Here is a 22,293-nt window from a genome sequence, read left to right on the forward strand (position 1 = left end):
TCACTCCCATTCGAACGAAACCGGACCGCCTACTCGAACGCCGACCCAGAGGCCATGACGACCGGGGCCCGCTGCGGCAGGGTCGCCCACGAGCGTCTCCGTGCCCTCGACCCGACCCCCGGTGAGACGGGGCACGCGGTTGCCGTACGACAGACGACGCACGAGCCGCCCGAACGCCTCGCCAGTCCGAGCGACCTCGAAGCCGTCGACCGAGGCCAACCACGAGGGCAGTTCCTCGGAGTCGACGGTGATGATGTCATCGGCCCTGGACCACGTCACGGCGGCGCGCGCGACTGCAGACAGGTCGTGCGGCGCCGGCCCGAGATGTCTGGCGAACTGGGGCTCGAGGATGACGCCGAGCGCTCCACGCCCTCGGAAGGATGTTCGCAGCCAGACGCCGTCGCGCTGATCCTTCTTCCAGAACTTCGTCGAGATGCCGCGGCCTCGGGTCAGTCGCGACCGTGCGCGTGACATGGCGACGAAGAGACGACGGGCAGCCGCGGCGGACGCGCGGTCCTCGATGAACCAAGACTCAGGGTCGACGAGGACGACATTGTCGAACTCCTGCCCCTTGGCGCGGTGGACGGTCGATGCGATGACCTTGCTCTGCGGTTCGCGCAGCAACGACGGTGGGTAGCGCCGAGCGCGGAGCCCCTTGGCGAGGTCGCGAAGCTCCAACTCGCGTCGCGAGGACGCAACCTTTGTGAGGGTTCGCCACATAGCCTCTGCGTCGGACAGACCAGAAGACGCCGCCTGGTCCATGAACTCGTCGAACGCGATGCTGCCGGAGTCCCAATCGGCCAACAACGAGGCGATCCATGGGGCCAGCGTCGGGTCCGCGGCCGCCGCAGCGAGCTCTACGGGGAGCCCGAGAGCCGAGAAGTGTGCCGCCACGAGACCCGCGCGCGCGTTGGTGTCGCACAGGAGGGCGGTGGTGCCCTTCCAGCGCGCGATGTCGTCGGCCGCGTCCTCGTCCAGCTCGCCGAGAGGGGGGAGATCAGCGCCCAGGTCGCGTAAGCGAAGCAGCTGGTCGGAGGCTGCAAGACCTTCCAACTCGTTGCGAGCGAGCGCGACCGCGCGCGCCTCGCGCGTCCTCGACCTGTACTCCCCCTGAAGCACCACGGTGTCGGCCCCGAAACGCTCCCGAACCGTGTCGAGGAAAGCCTCCGAGGTGAGGTTCTCGTCCACCTCGAGCTGGAAGTCGTACAGGCTCTGCATGGGGTCGCCCAAGAGCGTGAAGCCGAGTTCGTCCTCGAAGGCGCGGTCGAGCAGCGCCAGGACGAACTTCGCGCGGACGCCCACGACGTCCTGGACCTCGTCGACGATGACGTGTCGTACGTCAGGAAAGACAGGCTCTTCGGCATCCTCGAGAAGCTTCGTGGCGCGCACTATCGATTCGTCATACCCCGCGAAGCGCACCTCGCCGTCGTCGAGCTCGCCCCGGACACGGGCCGCCAGGGAGTCGATCGTGGCGCAGTCCACTACTCGGCCCTCGTCGACCACGTCCTTCGTGCGTGCGCGCACGACCTCGACCGCCACGTTGGAGAACGAGATCACCAGGATCTCCTCCGGGTAGACGTCGTCCTCGATCAACCGGCGGCAACGCTGACCGACTACCTCGGACTTGCCCGCACCCGGACCGGCGATGACGATCTGGCGTGCGTCCGGACCAGCCGAGGCGGCACGCTCCTGCTCCGGGTCGAGCACCGTGCTGTCCGTCATCGATCGCCTCCTCGGCCCCACAGATGCTCGAAGTGCCGGAAGGCGAACTCCTCGCCGAAGTTCGTGAGGTTGTCCGCGACATTGACGATGAGCACTTCTTCCTTTCCCCCGTTGAGGGGACCGCGCAGGCCACGCCCGATCATCTGCTGGTAGACGTTGGGGCTGAAGGTGGGTCGGGTGATGAACACGGCGTCGACCTTGGGCACGTCGAAGCCCTCGGTGAAGACGTTGTAGTTCGTCAACACCCTCACCCGCTTGGCCTTGAAGTCCTCGACGTAACGACGGCGCGCGTGTGGGTCGGTTGTGCCGGCGACAGCTCTTGCCTCGACGCCGTTGAAGGTGAGCAGGGCGGCGAGCACCTTGGCGTTCTCAACCGACGTGGCAAACAACAGAGCCGTCTCGTCGTCCGGCAGCTCGAGCACAGATCGCACGATCTCGTTGTTCCGCTTGTCGTTCTTGCCGAGCCGGTTCTCGACCGACTCCGGAAGACGGCGCATCTTCGTCGCGTGAGCGAGCTCCTCATCGGTCAGCTCGAGATCCGCGCCCATGAGCTCTCGGTGCCTGATGCGGGCGAGCACCCCGTGTCGCTGGAGATAGCCGTAGACGTCGTCGCCGGGGAAGACGCCGGCGTCAAGGAGGTTCCGGTGGTAACGGTTGGCGAGCTGCTCCGTCTCCGTGGCGTTGAATCCGCGGAACGGCGTCGCCGTGAGGCCCAGGAGCGGTGTGGTCATCTCGGCCACGCGCTTCGTGCCGCCCATGGCACTCAAAGTCCTCGTGTACTGCTGGCCGATGGATCGGTGCGCCTCGTCGACGACGATGATCGTCGGGTCGACGAGCCAGCCGTATGCCTCCTGCCAGGCGCCGTCGTTGCGCTTGACCACGGCATCGAGCTTGGCCAACGAGGCGACGACCACCTGATGGCCGTCCCGCTCGTTGGGCTCGTTGCCGGCCCACAGCCTGCTGAGTGTCATCGGCGTGCCCGCCCTGCCCTTGGCCCGCCATACCTGGGACCAGGTCTGGGTGGCCTGCTCGCAGAGCTCGTCGGTCTCGGCCAGCCACAGGATCCGCACGTCCGACTCGCAGTGGCACATGTGCTCGACGAGGGCCTGGACCGCCACACGCGTTTTCCCTGCCCCGGTGGGCAGAGAGAGCAACCCACGTCGCATCTCGCTGTTGGGTTCGAGAAGCGCTCGGACCCGGTCGGCGATGCTGCGCTGATACTCATGAAGGTCGCCGAGAATGGGTGGGCCCTCTACCTCGATCTCCGCCTCACGCGCCATCCCCGAGAATCCGGCGAACTCGATGGGGAAGCCGAGCTCCCTCACCCACTCACGCGCCCTGCGCCTTCCGGCCCAGATGGAAGGCGGGTTCAGGCCCTTCCTTAAGAGGCTGGACGCATGGATCTGGAGCACCCCGTACCCGTCGACCGCGAGTGCGAGCTGGGCGATCTCTTTGTCCTCGAGGTCTCGCTCCGTGTCGTGCCGGAGGCCGTCGAGGGCGGCGGCAGGCACCGACGCCCTGAGGTTCTCGACGCCGACGGCAAGCAGCAGCTTGTCGAGCACGTCGGACGCCTCGGCGATGTCCTGGCGTAGCTGGTTGCGTCGCTGCTCCTCCATCCGACGGAGAACGACGTCCGGCTTCAAAGTCACTTCGAGAGCTCGCGCCACCTGGGCCAACACTTCGCGTTCGTCCCAGGCGGTGACGAAGATCGTCCGATCGTCGAGGTACTGCGCAAGCGGCCGGGACTGCTGACCGTTCGGAGTCGCGGTGAGGACCTCGAGGCGCTTGCAGGGTTGGACGAGGACGTCGTGCTGATCCGGTTCGAGCAACAGACGCAGCGGTGGGAAGTGGTCCACGAGCGCGTAGGCCTCGCCCGCCAGCTCGTAGTCGACGGTCTCCGTGAGCATGTCCTCGCCGTCGGCCATCCGCCAGCTGTCGCGCAGCACCTCGAAGTCGCCTTCGGACAGCGCGAGCACGGCAGGGACCTGGGCCGTGACCAGGGACTCGAACACGTCCCTTCGCCACGTCACAGCGGCCTCAGCGGGCGGAACCTCGACGAATCCAGGCCCCCTCCTCACGCGGATGCGACCGGGCGCCGGCTGGCCCACAAAGGCAGCCCAGGCATAGAGCAGGAATCGGCGGTCGTCCACCCATCCCATGGCTTCCTCGAGGATGGCGGCCCAGTCCTCGGGCCGAATCTCGCTCGCGTCACTCTTGAGCCGGAGCGCCTCGGCCTGGAGGTCTGTCACGGTCGGGCGCACGAACGGCAGCGGCTGCTGCACGCCGTCGATCTGCACCTCGGACTCGTTCCACCGCAGGCACCGCGACACCGGCTGAATGCCGATCTGCGTCTGAAGCCGACCGTGCTCACGGATGTGTTGCCAGGTCTGGTCCAGCACCGACTTCTGCGAGGAGGCGCCCCCGGTCCTGGTGATCCGCCACCGCTCGTCGCCCGAGAGTTGATGCAGCACGACCTCGGTGAGCGCAGCCTGCCCTGCCGGAGTCAGTCGCGGCAGCGGGTCCAGGGGCCAGAGGACCCGCCCTTGGTCGATGTCGATCGCGGAGTCGGCGAGCCGCGGCTGCCCCGTCTGCTTCCGGTACCCGTCGCGGACGGCGGCGAGCCGGGTCTCGCGCCATACCTCCATCGGCGGAGTCGTCAGGCTGCGTGGGGCCGACACCAGCCCGAGGCGGCGCAGAAGCTCGATGTCCTGAACGTGAAAGCGCGGATCGACAAGGAAGTCGGCGTCCCGGGAACCGTCCGCAGGGATGATCTCCCCGGCGAGGAATACCTCGCCAGGGGATTTCCACTTGCCTGAATATGTCCTCACTCGCAGACTGCTCAGCAGCCCCTCGCCGAGAACGTCGCGGAAGATGGCCTCGGAGGCATCCGTGGTGTTCTTGCGGGCGGACACCCACACCTTGTCCCACTCCCTCGACGCGCGGGCGAGCTCGCTCCGGAGCTCACCTGCGTTGTCGAAGATCTCGATCCCCAACGACTTGAGGGCAGACACCACTGGGGGGCTCGCCGCCACGACCGGGTCGATGACAAGTCGTCCAGGAACCGGCGTCGGCCCCGGCAGGAAGACCTGACCGCGGCGACATGCATCGACGGAACCATCCTCCAGGAGCAGAACCCGGGCCCGCTTCAGCTCGGCCACCTGCTGCGCATCCGTCAGGCGACCGAGCAGTCCGGCAACCAGCCGAACGGCAACAGCAGACCCCTCCGGCGTCGCCTCCTTGACCAAGTGCTCGACCCACTGACGCAGGGTGACCTCTCCGCGCTGGTGGTAGGCCATGAGGCGCTGCACTTTGGAACGGTATTCGTTGCCCACCACGGCATGGCTGGCCCAGCCGTCGGGGTCAGGACAGGCCGACGCCCAGAGCGCGAGCTCGTCAGCTGTCACATCCGCGGGGTGAAGTTTGACGCGCGTGGGGCGTCGTAGCGTCCCGCCGAGTGTGGGGATGCAGTGGCGTTGACTCACGGCCCGCATCACCGGATCGTTGAGGATGTCGTCCGCGATGTTGCGAGCTTCCTTGCCACGGGCCGGCAGCACATCGAGGACCCCGGTGGGTTTGTCGGGGCGGTAGATGCTGGCGAGAGCGTCTCCGACGAGACTCGGAAGGACCTTGGTGAGGAGCTCCTCGTTGAACTCGCCCGGCAGGAGCGACTCCCGATCGTCGGCCAGCTTCCAAGGAGCGTTCACGATGCCGGACAACGTCGTCATCGAAGTCGTGGGGAAGTAGGCCCAGAAACGTCCGATGCCCTTGGGTACCCCGTCAAGAGGAGCAGCCCAGGAAAGCTCCACGCTTTCACGAGCCGCGGCGTAGCCACCGTCCTGCAGTGCACCCTTGCTGGGGTGGTGCCGCTGGGAGCGCACCACCCATTCCGAACGCCGTCCGGCGTCATTGAGCACCATCGAGCCGGACTCATCACGCGACAGCGTGATCGCCCGCGCCACACCTGACACTCGGTCCTCCAGCCCCACCTGCTCGACCTGCTGGGAGAAGAGCAAGAATTCGGCAGGAAAGCTGACCAGCCCCCTCGCCAGGACGTCGCGGTTGCTCTTGAGAGGGGCCACGATGACGGTCGTCGCCCATTTCATGAAGGTGGTGAGGATCGGGTCGTTGCGGCTCACGTCGGTCGGGTCGACCGCGGTCGCGAGTCGCATCACCGGGTAGTGGTCCAGGCCCGGAACGAGCGCCCGCAAGGTCTGCTCGGACGTCTTCCTGTCAAAGGTGAAGGACCCGGTGCGGCTGAGGACCTGAGGGCTGTCCGTTACCGCGAGCAGGGACTTGAAACCCAGCCCGAAGCGCCCGATCTTGTCGTCGCGCTTGACTGAGTCATGCGTGCCCATCAGCGCGATGACTCCGTCGATCGTGAACGACTCGCCCGTGTTCGCGACGTAGAGGGTGTCGCGTGTGAGCAGGACCTCGCATCGCCCCCGGGCGGTGTCCCCCCTGACTGCGTCAGCCGCATTCTGGACCAGCTCGAAAAGCTGCCGGGATGCATAGGCGCCCTCGGCGATCGAACGCTCGATGTTTGCGTCCTGCTTGATCCGCCTCGGCTCGTTCCTGTAGGTCTCCAGCGCCGTCCGAGTCTGCTCCTCAACAGCCTGTGCCAACTCGCCATCGAGCCCGCGCCACCCTGAACTCAAGCCAACCATCCTCATCCCAAGCCACTGTCGACCGGAGCGTTGCACAGTTGCCGCGTTCCGTGGGCTCGAATCGCCCACTCTGTCCGGATTGTGACGATCCTCGGCGCCGGCCGGCAAGCCCTCGCAGACGGCCGCCCCCTATGGCTTGGCGCGCCGAGGATCGGCGCTCGGGTGGTCGCCGCGGTTGCGGCGTAGCGCATCTTCCACGAGGTCGGCCGCCACCGGCGCCGGCACATGCTCCCAGATGCGGACGACCGTCCAGCCGAGGTGCTCTAGGTGCTCCGTTGTCTGAACGTCGCGTTCACGATTGCGGTCCAACTTGGCCGCCCACCATTCGGCATTGCTGGCAGGGCGCGTCGAGTGCTCAGGGCAGGAATGCCAGAAGCAGCCATCCACGAAGACGGCCACCTTGGCACGAGTGAAGGCCAGATCGGCCCGACAGCGAGGGAGCCCTGGGAGGGCGTAGTCGACGCGGAAGCGCCTACCCCGCGCGTGAAGGGCCTGTCGCAGAGCCAGCTCCGGGGCGGTGTCCCGCCGCCGCTGACGGGACATGCGCATTGTGACGCCCGGCGATGACGGGGGCGGTCGCTCGCTCATGCACCCTCCAGCGTGCTGGCGGCGAGTCGCCGACAGGTCCGTCGGGGCCGCCGGCTACAGTTTGCACGGTGGCGGCAGGGATAACTCAGCAGACCTCGACAGCGACCGCAGACGAGGTCCGCGTCCTCGACCTGTTCGCAGGGGGTGGAGGCCTGACCCAGGGGTTCCACGAGGCGAGTCGTCGCTTCCGGACAGTTCGGGCGGTCGAGATGGACATCGCTGCCGCTGCAACCTACGAGGCGAACCATGGCAGCGTCGTCTATCAAGGTCCAATTCAGGATTGGTTGGCACATGAGGACGTGCCACAGGCCGACGTTGTCGTAGGTGGCCCCCCTTGCCAAGGATTCTCGACACTCGGCAAGCAGGATGCTGAGGACGAGCGAAACGACATGTGGCGTCACTACGCTCACACGATCCGTCGAGCCAGACCGAAGTTCTTCGTGGTCGAAAACGTCGCGACGTTCCTCGAGTCCAGTCAATTCGCCGACTTCGCCGAAGACGCCAGCCCTACCGGCTCGCTGAGCGAGTACAAGCTCGAGCCTATTGTGCTCAACGCCGCCGACTTCGGCGCCGCACAGACCCGCAAGCGCGCGGTCGTGATCGGACACCACCGGGACATTCCCTTCCCCGGCTTCCCTCAACCGACGCATTCCCGTGATTCCTGGGTGCCGTTGAAGGAGGTGCTTGCGGGTCTCCCGGAACGCATCAATGACATATCTCTGCCGAACCGGCGCACCACATTCGGCGGGAAGGTCCTGCCTGGCACGTTCACGACCGACGAGCTGCATCTTCACCGCAGGTATGAGCCCAAGTCGCTCAAGCGCTTCGGCCACATACCTGCTGGCGGCAATCGATTCGATATTCCAGAACACTTGTTGTCGCCCTGCTGGAGAGCTCACCGCTCGGGCTCAGCGGACGTCATGGGCAGGCTGCGCTGGGATCGACCGTCGGTGACCATCAGGACCGAGTTCTTCAAGCCCGAAAAGGGCCGCTACCTTCACCCGACCGAGCACCGCGCCCTCACGCACCATGAGGCGGCCCGGATCCAGGGTTTCCCGGACGACTACCGCTGGGTGGGGTCGAAGATCGCCATCGCCCGCCAGATCGGCAACGCCGTGCCTATCCCCCTTGGCCGGGCGATCGGCGAGGCACTCCTCGCGGGCCTCAAATAGCAACATCCGTCCGATGGGCCTTCGTGACGCAGCAGGAGCTGGCAAGCTCTGCACGTGCCACGCGTCGACTGCCTCTACCTGAACGAAACCCTTCGGTACCCCAAGCCGGCCAAGCCGCATGAGCCTGAGTTGGATGGTCTGAAGAACTTCCATCACGCAACACGAGGTTCTCGGCCTGGATCGCCGGCGCCCATGCTGGAAAGCGGGATCAATCGGACGGCGATTGTCGGAAGAGGAGGCGAACGTCGGCGACCCGCCATCTTGATCCGCTCGAGCCCCTGGAAGGCCGGGACCACGTCAACGCCGTGGCACGACTCTTTCGAGCTGGGTGAGAGCAGGGTGGTCTATTTCGGCGACCACAAGTCCGACACGATCGGTCCACTCGGCTCCACGCCGGGCAACGCCGCCCTTGAACAGGCATGGGCCCTCCATTCGAGCTCCTCTCGCAGGCACCGACTTGCTGCCCCGCCTCTCCTCATTTTCCGCGCCACGCCCTGGACGGACCGAGCAGGGGTGGTTCGTCAAAAGGGAGCGGTGGACTTCATCGGCCTTGCAGTCATCTCAGAGTTCGCAACCTCTCGGAACCTCGACCCTGACTCGGGCTTGGCGTTTCCGAACTACCGCGCGGTGCTGCGCCTCATGGCACTCGACGGCCGCCCTGCTGCCCTCGACTGGTCGTGGATCAATGCGAGGAGGGAGGCGACGCTGTCCCTCGAGGAGACCCTCAGCGGAGCACCGGCGTCATGGCAACGCTGGGTCGATACAGGTCACTCTGAAGTGTCGGCATGAAGGGTTGGGCCTGCTTGGAGAGCCCCCCTTCCCAATAGTTCGGGGTCCCCGGTGGCGATCAGCGAGCAGACAAGGCAACTTCCGCGGCGGAGACAACAGCCTCGTCGTCAGCCAGGCCGTCGACCGACGTGTCCGGCGCCGCGTCCTCAACCTCGAGGAAATATGACGCCGCCCCACGGAGCACTGACCGCTCCCCAGCGTCGAGAAGCTCCCAGTCCCCGAGGAGTGCCTCGATTCGTTTCGCCAGCTCCGATGCCAGGACGTGGTTCGTGGCATGCCCATCAAGGTGTCCGGGCAGAAGCTCAGACAGCTGCTTGATCTCCTCCGAGGTCGTCTCAACGCAGTGTGGCTCAACCGCGGGCCAGAGAGTGCCGAGCTCCTGCCGGAATCGCTCCCTTGCCGCGAGCACGGTATCCGTTCGCGCGTTCTGCACCTGACCGTCGCTCGCATCCGGTCGAGCCCAGATCGCGTCGGCCACCTCGGCGAGCCATGCCTGGCGCTCATCGATCTGCTCGGGGCCCCATTCGTCCCAATCAACCAGTCGCTTGGTGAGCGCGACCTGAGAATCGGCGTAATACGACTTCTTATCGCTGAACAGCTTGTTGCTCGCCGGGATGTTGAGCCCAGAGAAGAGCAGCGTCAGATTCCCCCAGCGATTCACGTAATCCTGGTGCTTTAGCGCCTCGTCACCGAGTTGCCCGAGCCACTCATGAGAGAGCTTCTGAGGCATGATGTGCTCGATGTGCACGAGGCTCGCTGCTTTGAGCTGCTGCTCCTTGTTGTAAGTTAGCGACTCCTCGATCTTTCGGAGCGTGTAGCGCAGCAGGTACTGCGTTCCCATGGAAAGCCGGGCGAAGGCGACCTTGAACTGCTCACTGTCCGGCATGGCAGCCACGAGCACGGCGCGGGCTTCGTCCAGCTTCGCACCATTGCTCTGGTTCAACAGGTGCGCGGCGTCCCGATACTTCCGCTCGACGTCATTGGTTCCAAGCCCAACGACGCTGCTGTAGCGATATGTGAGGACCTCCGCAAGCGAGGCGAACTCGACGAAGTCCGCCTCAGAAAGGAGTCGTCTCGCCGGAAGGAGGGCGACGTAGCAAACGGTCGCTTTCAGGGTCTGCAGATCTGCCAGCACCCGACGGGCACGTTCATGAGTGACCAAGCTCGGGTTCTCGAACTCGCCGTATGAGATCGCCGCCTTTCGGAGGTCGGACAGTACCCACTGCGCTCCACGCCTATTGACAAGGGCCTTGAAGTGTCCGAAGACCTCGTCCTTCTTGACCTGCTGCAGCGTGCCTAGCAGGTAGTGGCGTAGGAACCTGGTGACGTCCACGTGTGCCCCGAGGTCCTCGAGCATCTCGTCCCACAGCCCCGCTGCCTCGTCAACGTCCTCGTCGCTTGCCGACTTCGCAATCTGGCCCAGCAGATGGCTCTTCAGGAGATCGGCGGCCGACAGCTGGAGGCCTCGATCGTTAAGGGTCTCGAACAGCAGGAAAGCGTCTGCAAGGTCACGCACCTCGATCACGACGAGCTCCACCCGCTCGACCAAATGCTTGTCGAACAGCTGAAGCCAGGAGACCTGTTGCTCTTCCGATAATCCCGCGAGGTGTGCCGCCACATGCCCCCGCAGCCGCGCGAAGTTGCTCAGAAGAGGTCGATTCCGCGCACGGGTGTCCTTGTCGAGCGACACTGCGTCGTCAAGAGACTTCCGCATGGCATCAGTGGGCGTGCGCATCACAAAGTCGCGGAAGACGGGCCAATTTGCGGAGCCCGTCTTGAACTTGAAATAGGCATCCCCGTCCGCCAGGTCGTCGGCTGTGAGCCGACGATCGATCCGCTGGACTTGCTGCGTCATCCCTCGCTCTCGGCATTCATCGCGGACTGCGGACATGAGCAGCATGAGCGTAGTGAGTCTCTGTTGTCCGTCGATGACCATCGGACGGTCCTCGTCCTCGGTGCTCATCACAATGGAGCCGAGGAAGTGTCCCGTAGCGACGTGCTCCTTGAGGTCCTCCCAGAGATCATCAACCTGCTCAAAGGTCCACGAGTATGGGCGCTGGTACGGCGGGATCCTGAACTGCTGCTCGTCGACCGAAAGCAGGCCTTTCAGCGTCTTCTTGTCTGCCTTCAAGTCCATGCCAGGTCCCCTTCCGGAAGGGTGAAAAGGTCTCTTAACAAAGCCCCATGTTGGCGCCCGAAAGCCCGGCGCAACCCCGCGATCCCGTCTCGCACCACGCGGTACGGCACGCTACCCGGCCAGCGGTGTCGGTGCACACGCACACGCCCTTCAGGGCACTCGACAGTTCCCAACGAGGCGGGGCCCGGACGAATACTCGCCCGGGCCCCTCAGGTGTGCTAGCGCTGAGGCTCAGCTGCAGCCGCTGGTAGAGCCGCAGCCCTCGCAGACGTAGCAGGACCCGGCGGGGCGCATCTTCGTGCCGCAGGTCATGCAGATCGGTGCGTCGGCGGCCACGCCCTGGAACTTCTCCAGGAGCTCGGCCGAGGAGCCGACACCCTTGACCTCACGGGCCGAGGCCGCGCCGGCACCGAACTTCACGTCCGAGGCGTCAGCCTTCGCGCCGGAGCCCGCCGCACCCGTGCCGGCCGACTCGATCGCCTTGGGCTTGCTCACCGGAGCCGACTGGGCGAAGGTCTCGAGCTCGCCCTCGACCTCCTCCTCGGACTCGTCCTCGACCGGCGCGGCATACGAGCCGGTCTCGAGCTGACGCGCCCGCTCCTCAGCGGTGTGGATGCCCATGAACGAACGGGTCTCGAAGTCCATGTAGTCCAGCGCCAGGCGACGGAACACGTAGTCCATGATCGACTGCGCCATCCGCACGTCGGGGTCGTCGGTCAGGCCGGCGGGCTCGAAGCGCAGGTTGGTGAACTTCTCCACGAAGGTCTCCAGCGGCACGCCGTACTGCAGGCCGATCGAGACGGCGATGGAGAACGCGTCCATGACGCCGGCCAGGGTCGAGCCCTGCTTGCCGAACTTCAGGAACAGCTCACCGAGGCCGTCGTCGGGGTAGGACCCGGCGGTCAGGTAACCCTCGGCGCCACCGACGGAGAACGAGATCGTCTGGCTCGGGCGACGCTTCGGCAGGCGCTTGCGCACCGGGCGGTACTCGATGACCTTCTCGACCTTGACCTCGCCGGCAGCAGCCGAGGCCTTGTCGGCCGCAGCGGCCTTGGCCGTGGAGCCACCGTCGGACAGCGGCTGGCCGACCTTGCAGTTGTCGCGGTAGACGGCGAGCGCCTTCAGGCCCATCTTCCAGCCCTGCAGGTAGACGTCCTGGATCTCCTCGACCGTGGCGGTCTCGGGCAGGTTGACCGTCTTGGAGATGGCACCGGACAGGAACGGCTGGGTGGCCGCCATCATCCGCACGTGGCCCATCGGCTGGATGGCCCGCGCGCCCATGGCGGTGTCGAAGACCTCGTAGTGCTCGGTCTTCAGCCCCGGGGCGTCGATGACGTGACCCTTGTCGGCGATGTACTCGACGATCGCCTCGATGGTCTCCTGGGTGTAGCCCAGCTTCTTCAGCGCGCGCGGGATCGTCAGGTTGACGATCTGCATCGAGCCGCCACCGACGAGCTTCTTGAACTTGACCAGCGAGAAGTCCGGCTCGATGCCGGTCGTGTCGCAGTCCATCATGAAGCCGATGGTCCCGGTGGGGGCCAGCACCGACGCCTGGGCGTTGCGGTAGCCGTTCTTCTCACCGAGTTTGACGACCTCGTCCCACGCCTTCGTCGCGAGGCGGTGGATGTCGCCGTCCATCGTGTCGAGGGTGCGGATCTGGTCGTTGGCCGCCTGGTGCTTGCGCATGACGCGCTTGTGCGCGTCCGCGTTGCGGGCGTACCCGGCATACGGGCCAACCACTGCCGCGATCTCGGCGGAGCGCTTGTAGGCCGCACCGGTCAGCAGCGAGGTGATCGCCGCCGCGAGCGAACGCCCGCCCTCGGAGTCGTAGCCGTGGCCGGTGGCCATGAGCAGCGCGCCGAGGTTGGCGTAGCCGATGCCCAGCTGGCGGTAGTTGCGCGTGGTCTCACCGATCGGCTCGGTCGGGAAGTCCGCGAAGCAGATCGAGATGTCCATCGCGGTGATGACCAGCTCGGCGACCTTCTGGAAGGTCTCGGCGTCGAACGTGTCGTCCTCGCGCAGGAACTTCAGCAGGTTCAGCGAGGCCAGGTTGCACGAGGAGTTGTCCAGCGACATGTACTCCGAGCACGGGTTGGACGCGGTGATCCGGCCGGTCTCGGGGTTGGTGTGCCAGTCGTTGATCGTGTCGTCGTACTGGATGCCCGGGTCGGCGCACTCCCACGCGGCCTTGGCGATCTTGGCGAACAGCTCGCGGGCGTCGACGGTGTCGATGACCCGGCCGTCGTCACGGGCACGCAGGCCGAACTCGGTGCCCTCCTCGACCGCACGCATGAACTCGTCGTTGACGCGCACCGAGTTGTTGGCGTTCTGGTACTGCACGGACACGATGTCCTTGCCGCCCAGGTCCATGTCGAAGCCGGCGTCGCGCAGCGCGCGGATCTTGTCCTCCTCGCGCGCCTTGGTCTCGACGAATTCCTCGATGTCGGGGTGGTCCACGTCGAGCACGACCATCTTGGCCGCACGACGGGTCGCGCCACCGGACTTGATCGTCCCGGCGGAGGCGTCGGCACCACGCATGAAGGAGACCGGGCCGGAGGCGGTGCCGCCAGAGGACAGCAGCTCCTTGGAGGAGCGGATGCGGGAGAGGTTCAGGCCGGCACCGGAGCCGCCCTTGAAGATGAAGCCCTCCTCCTTGTACCAGTTGAGGATCGACTCCATCGAGTCGTCGACGGCGAGGATGAAGCAGGCGCTGACCTGCTGCGGGCTGGACGTGCCCACGTTGAACCACACCGGGGAGTTGAAGCTGAACACCTGGTGCAGCAGCGCCCAGGTCAGCTCGTGCTCGAACAGCTCGGCGTCCTCGGGGGTCGCGAAGTAGCCGTGGTCCTTGCCGGCCTTGACGTAGGTCAGCACGACGCGGTCGATGAGCTGCTTGAGGCTCTTCTCGCGCTTGTCGGTGCCGACGGCGCCGCGGAAGTACTTCGTCGTGACGATCGTGGAGGCGTTGACCGACCAGAAGTCGGGGAACTCCACGCCGCGCTGCTCGAAGATCGTCTCGCCGGTCTTCCAGTTCTGCTGGACGACGTCGCGGTGCTCCCAGGTCACCTCGTCGTAGGGGTGGACACCAGCGGTCGTGAAGATCCGCTCGATCTTCACGCCCTTCTTCGTGCCCTTGCGCGCGGCTGCTCGTGCGCCCGTGGTCTCAGTCATCTGGTGTCCTCCCGTGACCCCATCGATGGATTTCAGTCTTCACCCGACCACCGACAGGTGGTGGGCCGTGCTGCTTACGTGCGGGGCGCGATACCGGAGCTGTCCGGCTCGGCACCCGTGGCTTCGCGCTCGGCGCGGAGCAAGGTGATGGCCGCCTCGAAGTCCTCGAGGCTGTCGAAGGCCTGGTAGACGCTGGCGAAGCGCAGGTAGGCCACCTCGTCCAGCTCGCGCAGCGGCCCGAGGATCGCCAGCCCCACCTCGTGGGCGTCGATCTCGGCGCTGCCGGCCGCGCGGATGGACTCCTCCACCTGCTGGGCCAGCAGGGCCAGGTCGTCCTCGGAGACCGGGCGGCCCTGGCAGGCCTTGCGGACGCCGACGAGCACCTTGTGGCGGCTGAACGGCTCGCTCGCGCCGGAGCGCTTGACGACGTTCAGGCTCGCCGACTCGACGGTCGTGAACCGCTTGCCGCACTCCGGGCACTGCCGGCGGCGGCGGATGGCGGTGCCGTCGTCAGCCGTCCGGCTGTCGATGACCCGCGAGTCGGTGTGGCGGCAGAAGGGGCAGTGCATGTGGGCTCCTCCCCCTTCGTTCGTGGTGCCTGCGGTGCGTGGTGCGGTGGTGCTGCGGTCCTGCTCGGTATGCCGTGTGCCTGGGGCTCGCGGCAGGTGCCTCTTGCGTCGTGATCCGGTGGTTGCACCCGGTCCCGTCCTGGCGTCCTGCTGCGTCGCCCTGTGGATGGACTTGGGGATTTCCCGTGGATGAACTGTGGGAAAGCCCCAGTCGCCTGGGGACTACATGTGGACGTCTTACAGGGGTGTAACTACTAGATGTAGGGATCATATGCCCTCTGCGGCCCAGCTCGTCACCGAATCGGCCGATGTCGATGTGATCATTTCGTTGCCGCAGGTCAGAGGCCATGGCGGGGACAAATCGGGCGTGTCAAGGGTCGGCGTGTCGCGGTTCTGTGGCCCCGGTCACAGGGCTTCGGACCCCCGGATGGCCGGTGCGGACGCCCTGTGGACCCCCACATCTGGGGGTCCGGCGGGCGCCTGTGGGGTCTCGGGGTGGGGTGTCGCTGGGTGCGCGCCGCCACTCCCCCTTGCTTCCCCGCTCTGCCGAGATTCGGTGCGCTCTGCCGAGGTTTGAACCTTGGCAGAGCGCACCGTTGTTCGGCAGAGCTCAAGTACGGCCGGCCCCCGCCGCGGTCGCCGCGTCTCCCGGCCCTGGGCCCTCGTCCTGGACCTGGGCCCTCGCCAGTGCATGCACGGTGGACCGTCGTCGCGGGGTTTCGGCGACTCATGGCGCCCGAAGTGCCGCGAGGTCGGTCGAGCGTGCACAGGACGATCGTGCCCTCTTGGCCTGGCCCAGCTCCGGCGCTCGTCTTAGCGGGCTGAGGGGTCGGCCCGCCGTGTGCAGCCTGTCCGTAGCGCGTCCTGCCGTCGTGACTGAGCGCCACGCGCACGCCGGGCTGTGGATCCACCGGAGGCGAAATGCGCCGATTCGGGCATGCTGGGCTCGGGAGCGGTGGGGGTTCCGCCAGTGGGGGCCCGCGCCGAACGATCCGACCGTGGGGACCGGGGAGGACACGTGGGGACTCAATCGACCTGGCGCTGGGCTATCGCGATCTCGGCGCTGGCGCTGACCACCGCCTGCGGAGGCCAGGCGACACCGGAGGCTTCGGGCAGCGCATCGGCGCCGTCACCGACAGCTGACCCGGCGCCCTCGACCAGCTCCCCCACCTCGTCCACACCAGCGATCGACCCCAACATCCCCGCCGCCGCCCGAGCCCACACCCCCGCCGGCGCCGAAGCCTTCGTCACGTACTACTTCGCTCAGGTCAACAAGTCGTGGGCCACACCACAGACTGGACTCTTACCCCCTCTCTGCCAACCCAGTTCTAAGAGCTGCGCCTCTTTCGAGCAGACGGCCGTCGACCTGAAGGCGAAGGATCGACGGTATGACGGCAACCCGGTCACCACAAAGCTTGTTGGAGCACTCGGCAAAGGGCCCGCTGGACAGCAGTCCGTGCTTTACGAGGGGATTCAGGAGCGCCGCAACGTAGTGGATAGCAGCGGGAGAGTAGTCAGCACGGACGCCAAGAAGAACGTGCGCTTCGAGGTCAACCTGGCTTGGCGTGATGGGGCCTGGTCGATCGCCACGATCAAGGGGATGGAGTGAGAGCCCGCGCTCGCGTTGGCTCCGCGATTCTTTGCGCGGCAATCATTGGGCTGATACCGGCCGGCTGGGCAGTGGCTGACGTCAACGGGAGTGGGAGGGCAGATGGCCTAACCGTAAGGATCACCGACCGCATCAAGGCACAGTCGCGCACTTCAAGGGATGGAGCCAGCAGTGTCCTGCCCAAGAACTACGCCTACTCGAGCGTGATTGCATGTGCCGACAACGCCCCAGGCACGGTGGCAGAACCATCGTGCAAGGCCGCGGTCGACGCCTGCGCGGGGAACACCAAGCAGCAGGGCCTAGGACCCTTGATTCGGATCTTCCGCCGAGAGGTGGACGGAATGGGCAAGCCCAAAGGGCCATGGGAGTGGTTGGGCACCAGTTGTGACCCCTCAATCGTGCCCGGGAAGCCTGTACTTGGCATGGCACAGATCATCAGCGCGTTCAGGCGCACGCCTTTCGCCAAGCCGCAGGTGCACATCCAGCCCGAGGGCAACCAGACGCTGGTCACCCTCCCCACCTACTTCGAGGTTCGCTGGCCAAGCGCCGGCTACCAACCCGGCGAGATCGACACTCCAGACCCCACCCAGATGCTCGGCCACACCGTCCGCATCCGGCCCCTCGCCGCCGGCTACACCTACGCCTTCGGCGACGGCACCCACCTCGGCCCGACAGACTCCCCCGGCGGCACCTACCCCGACGGCGACATCCGGCACACCTACGACAAGCCCGGCACCGTCACCACCCAGATCACCATCACCTACGGCGGCGAGTTCAGCATCGACGGCGGCCAGTGGATACGGATCCCCGCCACCGCCAGCGTGACCGGCCCGCCCCAAGCCCTACGCGTCCGGACGGCCCACAACCGCCTCTACAGCAACTGACGCCTTCGACCGGCGAGAACTGAGCCGTCGACCGGCACGCCCAGGAGGGTGGGAGACCACCCCCAGCCGAGCGCAGTCGGCGGGACCGCCACGGGCAGGGACCCACAGCGTCGACCACGAGTGGGCCGTCAGCTCGGGACGTCCGACCTCTCGCGGGCCAGGTGAGCCGCCATCCGCCCGATGAGCTCATAGGGAACGGGACTGCCGAGCGGGAAATGCAGCGTTCCCTTCGACGCGCGGAAGGGGACGATCTCCTCGCGGAACTCCGCGTCACCTTCGGGCACCGGATAGATGCTCACGTGGTTCTTCCACCCCGCGAAGTACACCAGGGACTTCCCACGGAGCGTGATGGTCGGGATCTGGTAGCTGATCCGCTCCCCTGCGTTCGGCACGGCGTCATGAATCGCACCGCGGATAGCCTCGAGGACGGCCTGGACCTCCACGGGGAAGCCCGCGATGTACTCATCGACATTCGCCCTCGGATCTGCCACCACGCCATCATCTGGCCAGACCGGCGCCGGAGCCACCACACGCACCCGGCATACCGGGCAATGCAGAGGCACCGGCATGAGAAGGGGCCTCACGCCGTGGCGCGAGGCCCCGAGAAACCGCCGGCCTTAGCCGACCCGCGGGATGAGCAGGCTCTGGCCGGCGTGGACGTCGCTCGTGCTCAGGTTGTTGGCCAGCTGGATCTGCACGATGCCCTCGCGGATCGGGAGCTTGGGCAGCTGGGTGGCCGCCACCTCGGACAGGGTCTGCCCGGCCGAGACGGTCACGGCGTGGTCGATCGTCACCGTGGGCACGGACGGGCCGGGGGCGAGCAGGAACGCCACCCAGCTCAGCACGCCGAGCACGGTCATGGTGATCGACAGGCGGCCGCGACGGGTGAGGCGGAGCCGCGGCGCGGGGCGGCAGTCCACCTGGTCACCCGTAGGCACCAGGCGGAGCTGGGGACGGGTCGAAGTGGGGGCCAGGTCCCAGGCAACTGCTGCGCTCATCGTGTCCTCCATGACATCAAGCGGGTCGGTCGGCTGAACGTGGAACTGTGTTCGATAGAACGTCTGTACGGATTTGTAGCACGAGCATCGGACGAATGGGAAGTGATTGGTCGAACAAACGTTTGAAATTTGTGTTCGACCCCACTACGCTTCGTTCATGTCAGGGAGCAAAACACCGACCTCTGACAGACCACCCACAGGTGCCGGACAAGGGGATGAGATGGCCGAGATCCACGAGATGCCCGACCGCGACAAGGGCGACACCCTGACCGCGCGGCAACGGCGCGTCCTCGAGATCATCCGCAACTCCGTGGACCGTCGCGGCTACCCACCCAGCCTGCGCGAGATCGGCGAGGCCGTCGGGCTGGCCAGCCCCAGCAGCGTCGCGCACCAGCTGTCCATGCTCGAGCGCAAGGGCTACCTGCGCCGCGACCCCAACCGCCCCCGCGCCATCGAGGTCGTCTCCCCTGACACCGGCGCCGAGGACAAGGGCTACCGCGCCGGCGACCAGCGCGAGGGCACCGTCGACGCCACCGGCAGCGGCGATGCGCACCCCGCCGCGTCCTACGTCCCGGTCGTCGGCCGCATCGCCGCCGGTGGGCCGATCCTGGCCGAGCAGGTCGTCGAGGACGTCTTCCCGATGCCCAAGCAGATCGTCGGCGAGGGCCAGCTCTTCCTGCTCAAGGTCGTCGGTGACTCGATGGTCGACGTCGCGATCTGCGACGGCGACTGGGTCGTCGTGCGCCAGCAGCCCAACGCCGAGAACGGCGACATCGTCGCAGCCATGCTCGACAACGAGGCCACGGTCAAGACGTTCAAGCGCAAGGACGGCCACGTCTGGCTGATGCCGCACAACGAGGCCTACCAGCCGATCGACGGCGACGAGGCCACCATCCTGGGCAAGGTCACCGCGGTCCTGCGCCGGGTCTGACCTCCGAGGGGTCAACCCCTCCACCTGTATGCCGTGTGGCCGGCCCTTCGGGGCCGGCCACCGCTGCATAGAGGCACCGTCGCGACCTGCCTTCGCTCGGCCCCGGCTTTGTCCGACGGTCGCGACGCTCCAGCGTGCCCGCGGTCGCGCACTCTGAGACCAGATCCAGCGCGGGCGACGACGTAGGCCAAACAGCCGACGGCTCTGACCCCACGCATGCCTAGCCTCGCATCGGCACCCCAGCCACCCGTCACGAGAGGTAGAGACATGCCCGAGTTCATGGACGTCCACACCGGGATGAAGGGGATCAGCCCGGAGGCCTTGGCCGAGGCACACAACGCTGACCTGGCCATCGAGGGCGAGGAAGGCGTGCACTTCAAGCACGCGTGGGCCGACCCCGAGAGCGGCATGGTCTACTGCCTGTCCGAGGCCCCCTCGGCCGATGCGGTGCGCAGGATCCACGAGCGGACCGGCCACCCGGCCGCCGAGATCCACCCGGTGCCGGTCCAGGCCTGAGATCCCAGGTCGCCAGCGCGCCCCACTGGTGCCGTCGGGCATCCGTGTGGCGCGCTCGCGCCGCGCCACATCGATCCGGCGCGGCACACGAATGCGGCACGGCCTACGGTAGGAGAACCCGCCTCAGGACGGCGAGGGGGCGCGATACCGGCTGACCCCGACCCGGCCGGCAAGCTCGGTGAGGGTCGCCCCCAGGGCCGCGTCGAGCCGGATCGTCGCCTCACCGTCGCCCCGGCTGTGACCCCGGGTCACGATCGCCACGGGGAGGCCGCACGCGGCGGCGCGCCGGACGAACCGGTAGCCGCTCATCACCTGCAACGACGAGCCGAGCACGACCAGCCCGTCGCTCGCTTCGACCTCGGCAAAGCACTGCGCCACCAGGGGTTTGGGCACCGACTCGCCGAAGAACACCACGTCGGGCTTGAGCTCGTCCGAGCCGCAGACCAGGCATCGCGGCGGGTGGAAGCGCGCCACCGCCTCCTCGGAGAGCACGACGTCGCCATCCGGGCGGATCTCGCCGATGACGACCTCGAAGTCCGGGTTCGCCTCGCGCAGCCGGGCATCGAGGTCGGCCCGGCGCGAACGGTCGCCGCACTGCAGGCAGACCACGAGGTCGAGGTTGCCGTGCAGCTCCAGGACGTCGCGGGCGCCGGCGGACTGGTGCAGGCCGTCGACGTTCTGCGTGATCAGCGCGCGCAGGTGCCCGGCCTGCTGGAGGGCGGCGACGGCCTCGTGCCCGCGGTTCGGCCCGGCGGCCGCGAACCGCCGCCAGCCGACGTAGCTGCGGGCCCAGTAGCGCCGTCGGTTCTCCGCGGACGCCACGAAGTCGCCGTAGGTCATCGGCGTCACCCGCCGCTTGCCGTCGGGGCCGCGGTAGTCGGGGATGCCGGACTCGGTGCTCAGGCCGGCGCCGGTGAGGACGACGACGTTGCCACCGGCGACGAGGTCGGCCAGACGGGCCAGCTCGCCCTCGGCTGTGTCCTCGATCGCCAGACTCACGCCAGCCAGTATCCCCCGCCGGGCCGGACCCGTTGGCCCGCACCCAGAGGGCTAGGCATCCGCCGGCTCCCCGTCAGCCGGCCGGCGTTGCAGGGCCGTCCCGGACCTACCAGCGCCCGAGCAGCGCCCGCTTGGCCGACCCGCGCAACGCCCGGCGGACCACGTCGTGGTCGGCGACCTTGGGGTGCGGCGGGCGCAACGGGGCGTCGATGCGGATCACGTCCGGGACGTAGCGGCGGACCACGTCGTCGGCGACGAGGTAGCCGTGGCGCTCGAGGATGCGCTGCTCGTCCTTGGTGAAGGCATCGAGGTCGGTGCGCACCGCGTCGATCAGCTCCACCGACGCCGGGTCGTAGCCCTCGGCGACGACGGTGTCGAGGCCCCACGTCGAGCCGGCCATGACGTCGCGGGCGAAGCTGGCGTGCAGCCAGCGCAACCGCACCGATGTGCCGCCACCGGTCGCGACGCCCAGGATCTGCAGCAGTCGGCCCCACACGGTGCGCTCGGTGTGCGCGCGGAACACCGCTCCCCCGTCGCTGACCAGGACGGTGGCGTGGTTGCGCCACACCGGCTCCAGGCCCAGGTTGTCGTAGACGCCACCGTCGGTCAGCCGGATCGCCTCGAGGATCGCGGCCCGCTGCTCCGGCGTCTCGTGATCGGGGTGACCACCGGTGAGGCCGAGGTCCTTGCCGGGCAACGTCATCGGCGCGAAGAACGGCGGAAACGCGCACGAGGCGGCTACGGCGTCAGCGATGCGCACCGACGACGGTGGGGCGGCGTAACCCAGCCGGTAGTCGCCCATCCTGCCGTTGGGCCGGTTGGCCGTCGGGTCGGCGAACGTCCAGTCGACGCCGTAGGCCACCTCGGTGGCGCCCATCACGATGGCCGGCCCCCCGGTCTCGTTGTCCCGTAACGGTTTCGACCACCACGGGACCGCCTCGACGTAGGCGTCGGCGAGCGCCCGCACCGCACTGTCGGGCATCGACCACCGCGACGGCCAGAGCTTGGACAGCAGCGCCGGGGTCCGCACGTTGCGCGAGGTCAGCCGGCGCAGCGGCTCGGCGACGTGTTCTTCGAAACCCTGCACCACCATGGCCTCGCCGCTGAGCATCGCGCCGTGCTCGGCCGGCCACACCAGGCCGGGGTCCGCGAGGAGGCTGGCCGTGATCGAGCCGCCGGAGACGGCGCTGATCGTGCGTATCTGGCCCAGGACGCCCAGCTCGTTGAGCCGGCGGACGGCACCGAGGTGGAAGAGCGCGGCGCGGAAGCCTCCCCCTGACAGGCACAGCCCCACGCCGTCGCGCCGGACCCGGGTCGGGGTCGGACTGGCGCTCTGCTCGGCCGGGGCAGGGCCCTGCCCGGCGACGGGCGGTGCCCCGGGGGCCCCCGCCACCGCAGGTTCCTCCGAGCCACCCCGCTCCCCCGGCGCCTGCTGCGGGACGACCTGCGTCTCCGCGTCACGGTCGGGTCGGCCCCCACGACGCTGCGACTCGCTCATTTCCGGATCCCACCACAGGCCACGGACAGTCGCGCGCGGAAGGCGG

At 67.4% G+C, this 22,293-nt stretch carries 16 protein-coding genes; 6 read left to right on the forward strand and 10 right to left on the reverse strand.

Annotated elements, in window-relative coordinates:
• The 3 genes from AC3ANM_RS04900 to AC3ANM_RS04910 form a co-directional block, all read right to left on the reverse strand.
• Nucleotides 1-1,722: a UvrD-helicase domain-containing protein gene (locus AC3ANM_RS04900; RefSeq protein ID WP_488287023.1), complete on the reverse strand. Its 1,722-nt coding sequence runs from the start codon at nucleotides 1,720-1,722 to the stop codon at nucleotides 1-3.
• A complete protein-coding gene (locus tag AC3ANM_RS04905; RefSeq protein WP_488287024.1) occupies nucleotides 1,719-6,344 on the reverse strand; it encodes a DEAD/DEAH box helicase in 4,626 nt (1,541 codons plus the stop codon). Before AC3ANM_RS04905 ends, AC3ANM_RS04900 begins: the two co-directional genes overlap by 4 nt.
• A 171-nt stretch (nucleotides 6,345-6,515) precedes the next feature.
• Nucleotides 6,516-6,974: a very short patch repair endonuclease gene (locus AC3ANM_RS04910; RefSeq protein WP_488287025.1), complete on the reverse strand. Its 459-nt coding sequence runs from the start codon at nucleotides 6,972-6,974 to the stop codon at nucleotides 6,516-6,518.
• A gap of 68 nt (nucleotides 6,975-7,042) precedes the next feature.
• Between AC3ANM_RS04910 and AC3ANM_RS04915 the strand changes: the two genes are divergently transcribed.
• A complete protein-coding gene (locus tag AC3ANM_RS04915) occupies nucleotides 7,043-8,146 on the forward strand; it encodes a DNA cytosine methyltransferase (RefSeq protein WP_488287026.1) in 1,104 nt (367 codons plus the stop codon).
• 54 nt (nucleotides 8,147-8,200) lie between these two features.
• Nucleotides 8,201-8,935 (forward strand): hypothetical protein, encoded by a 735-nt coding sequence (locus AC3ANM_RS04920; protein WP_488287027.1) that lies wholly within the window; start codon nucleotides 8,201-8,203, stop codon nucleotides 8,933-8,935.
• Between the two features lie 58 nt (nucleotides 8,936-8,993).
• Here the strand turns inward: AC3ANM_RS04920 and AC3ANM_RS04925 are convergent, their stop codons facing one another.
• The 3 genes from AC3ANM_RS04925 to nrdR form a co-directional block, all read right to left on the reverse strand.
• Nucleotides 8,994-11,072: a DUF262 domain-containing protein gene (locus AC3ANM_RS04925; protein ID WP_488287028.1), complete on the reverse strand. Its 2,079-nt coding sequence runs from the start codon at nucleotides 11,070-11,072 to the stop codon at nucleotides 8,994-8,996.
• A 231-nt stretch (nucleotides 11,073-11,303) separates the two neighbouring features.
• Nucleotides 11,304-14,243 (reverse strand): vitamin B12-dependent ribonucleotide reductase, encoded by a 2,940-nt coding sequence (locus AC3ANM_RS04930; RefSeq protein ID WP_488287029.1) that lies wholly within the window; start codon nucleotides 14,241-14,243, stop codon nucleotides 11,304-11,306.
• 74 nt (nucleotides 14,244-14,317) lie between these two features.
• Nucleotides 14,318-14,812, reverse strand: a complete 495-nt coding sequence (gene nrdR / locus AC3ANM_RS04935; protein WP_488287030.1) for a transcriptional regulator NrdR — start codon at nucleotides 14,810-14,812, stop codon at nucleotides 14,318-14,320.
• Between the two features lie 1,018 nt (nucleotides 14,813-15,830).
• On the opposite strand from nrdR, the gene AC3ANM_RS04940 reads away from it, so the two are divergent.
• A complete protein-coding gene (locus tag AC3ANM_RS04940; RefSeq protein ID WP_488287031.1) occupies nucleotides 15,831-16,421 on the forward strand; it encodes a DUF6318 family protein in 591 nt (196 codons plus the stop codon).
• Nucleotides 16,422-16,843: 422 nt separating this feature from the next.
• Complete coding sequence (locus AC3ANM_RS04945; protein ID WP_488287032.1) at nucleotides 16,844-17,305, forward strand: hypothetical protein; 462 nt, start codon at nucleotides 16,844-16,846, stop codon at nucleotides 17,303-17,305.
• Between the two features lie 128 nt (nucleotides 17,306-17,433).
• Here the strand turns inward: AC3ANM_RS04945 and AC3ANM_RS04950 are convergent, their stop codons facing one another.
• The gene (locus tag AC3ANM_RS04950) at nucleotides 17,434-17,796 is read right to left on the reverse strand and encodes an iron chaperone (protein ID WP_488287033.1); all 363 of its coding nucleotides are present in this window, start codon (nucleotides 17,794-17,796) and stop codon (nucleotides 17,434-17,436) included.
• A 126-nt stretch (nucleotides 17,797-17,922) separates the two neighbouring features.
• A complete protein-coding gene (locus AC3ANM_RS04955) occupies nucleotides 17,923-18,303 on the reverse strand; it encodes a LysM peptidoglycan-binding domain-containing protein (RefSeq protein ID WP_488287034.1) in 381 nt (126 codons plus the stop codon).
• Between the two features lie 220 nt (nucleotides 18,304-18,523).
• Between AC3ANM_RS04955 and lexA the strand changes: the two genes are divergently transcribed.
• Entirely contained in the window at nucleotides 18,524-19,234 is a 711-nt protein-coding gene (lexA, locus tag AC3ANM_RS04960; protein WP_488287035.1) for a transcriptional repressor LexA, read from the forward strand.
• 267 nt (nucleotides 19,235-19,501) lie between these two features.
• A complete protein-coding gene (locus AC3ANM_RS04965) occupies nucleotides 19,502-19,750 on the forward strand; it encodes an SCO4226 family nickel-binding protein (protein ID WP_488287036.1) in 249 nt (82 codons plus the stop codon).
• Between the two features lie 123 nt (nucleotides 19,751-19,873).
• On the opposite strand, the gene AC3ANM_RS04970 is transcribed toward AC3ANM_RS04965, so the two are convergent.
• Nucleotides 19,874-20,749 carry an NAD-dependent protein deacetylase gene (locus AC3ANM_RS04970; protein ID WP_488287037.1) on the reverse strand — a complete coding sequence of 292 codons (876 nt, stop codon included), beginning with the start codon at nucleotides 20,747-20,749 and terminating at the stop codon, nucleotides 19,874-19,876.
• A gap of 106 nt (nucleotides 20,750-20,855) precedes the next feature.
• Nucleotides 20,856-22,247, reverse strand: coding sequence for a patatin-like phospholipase family protein (locus AC3ANM_RS04975; protein WP_488287038.1), 1,392 nt, complete (start codon nucleotides 22,245-22,247; stop codon nucleotides 20,856-20,858).
• Nucleotides 22,248-22,293: the final 46 nt, after the last annotated feature.

This window comes from Oryzihumus sp. JJN4-3R (assembly GCF_057747915.1).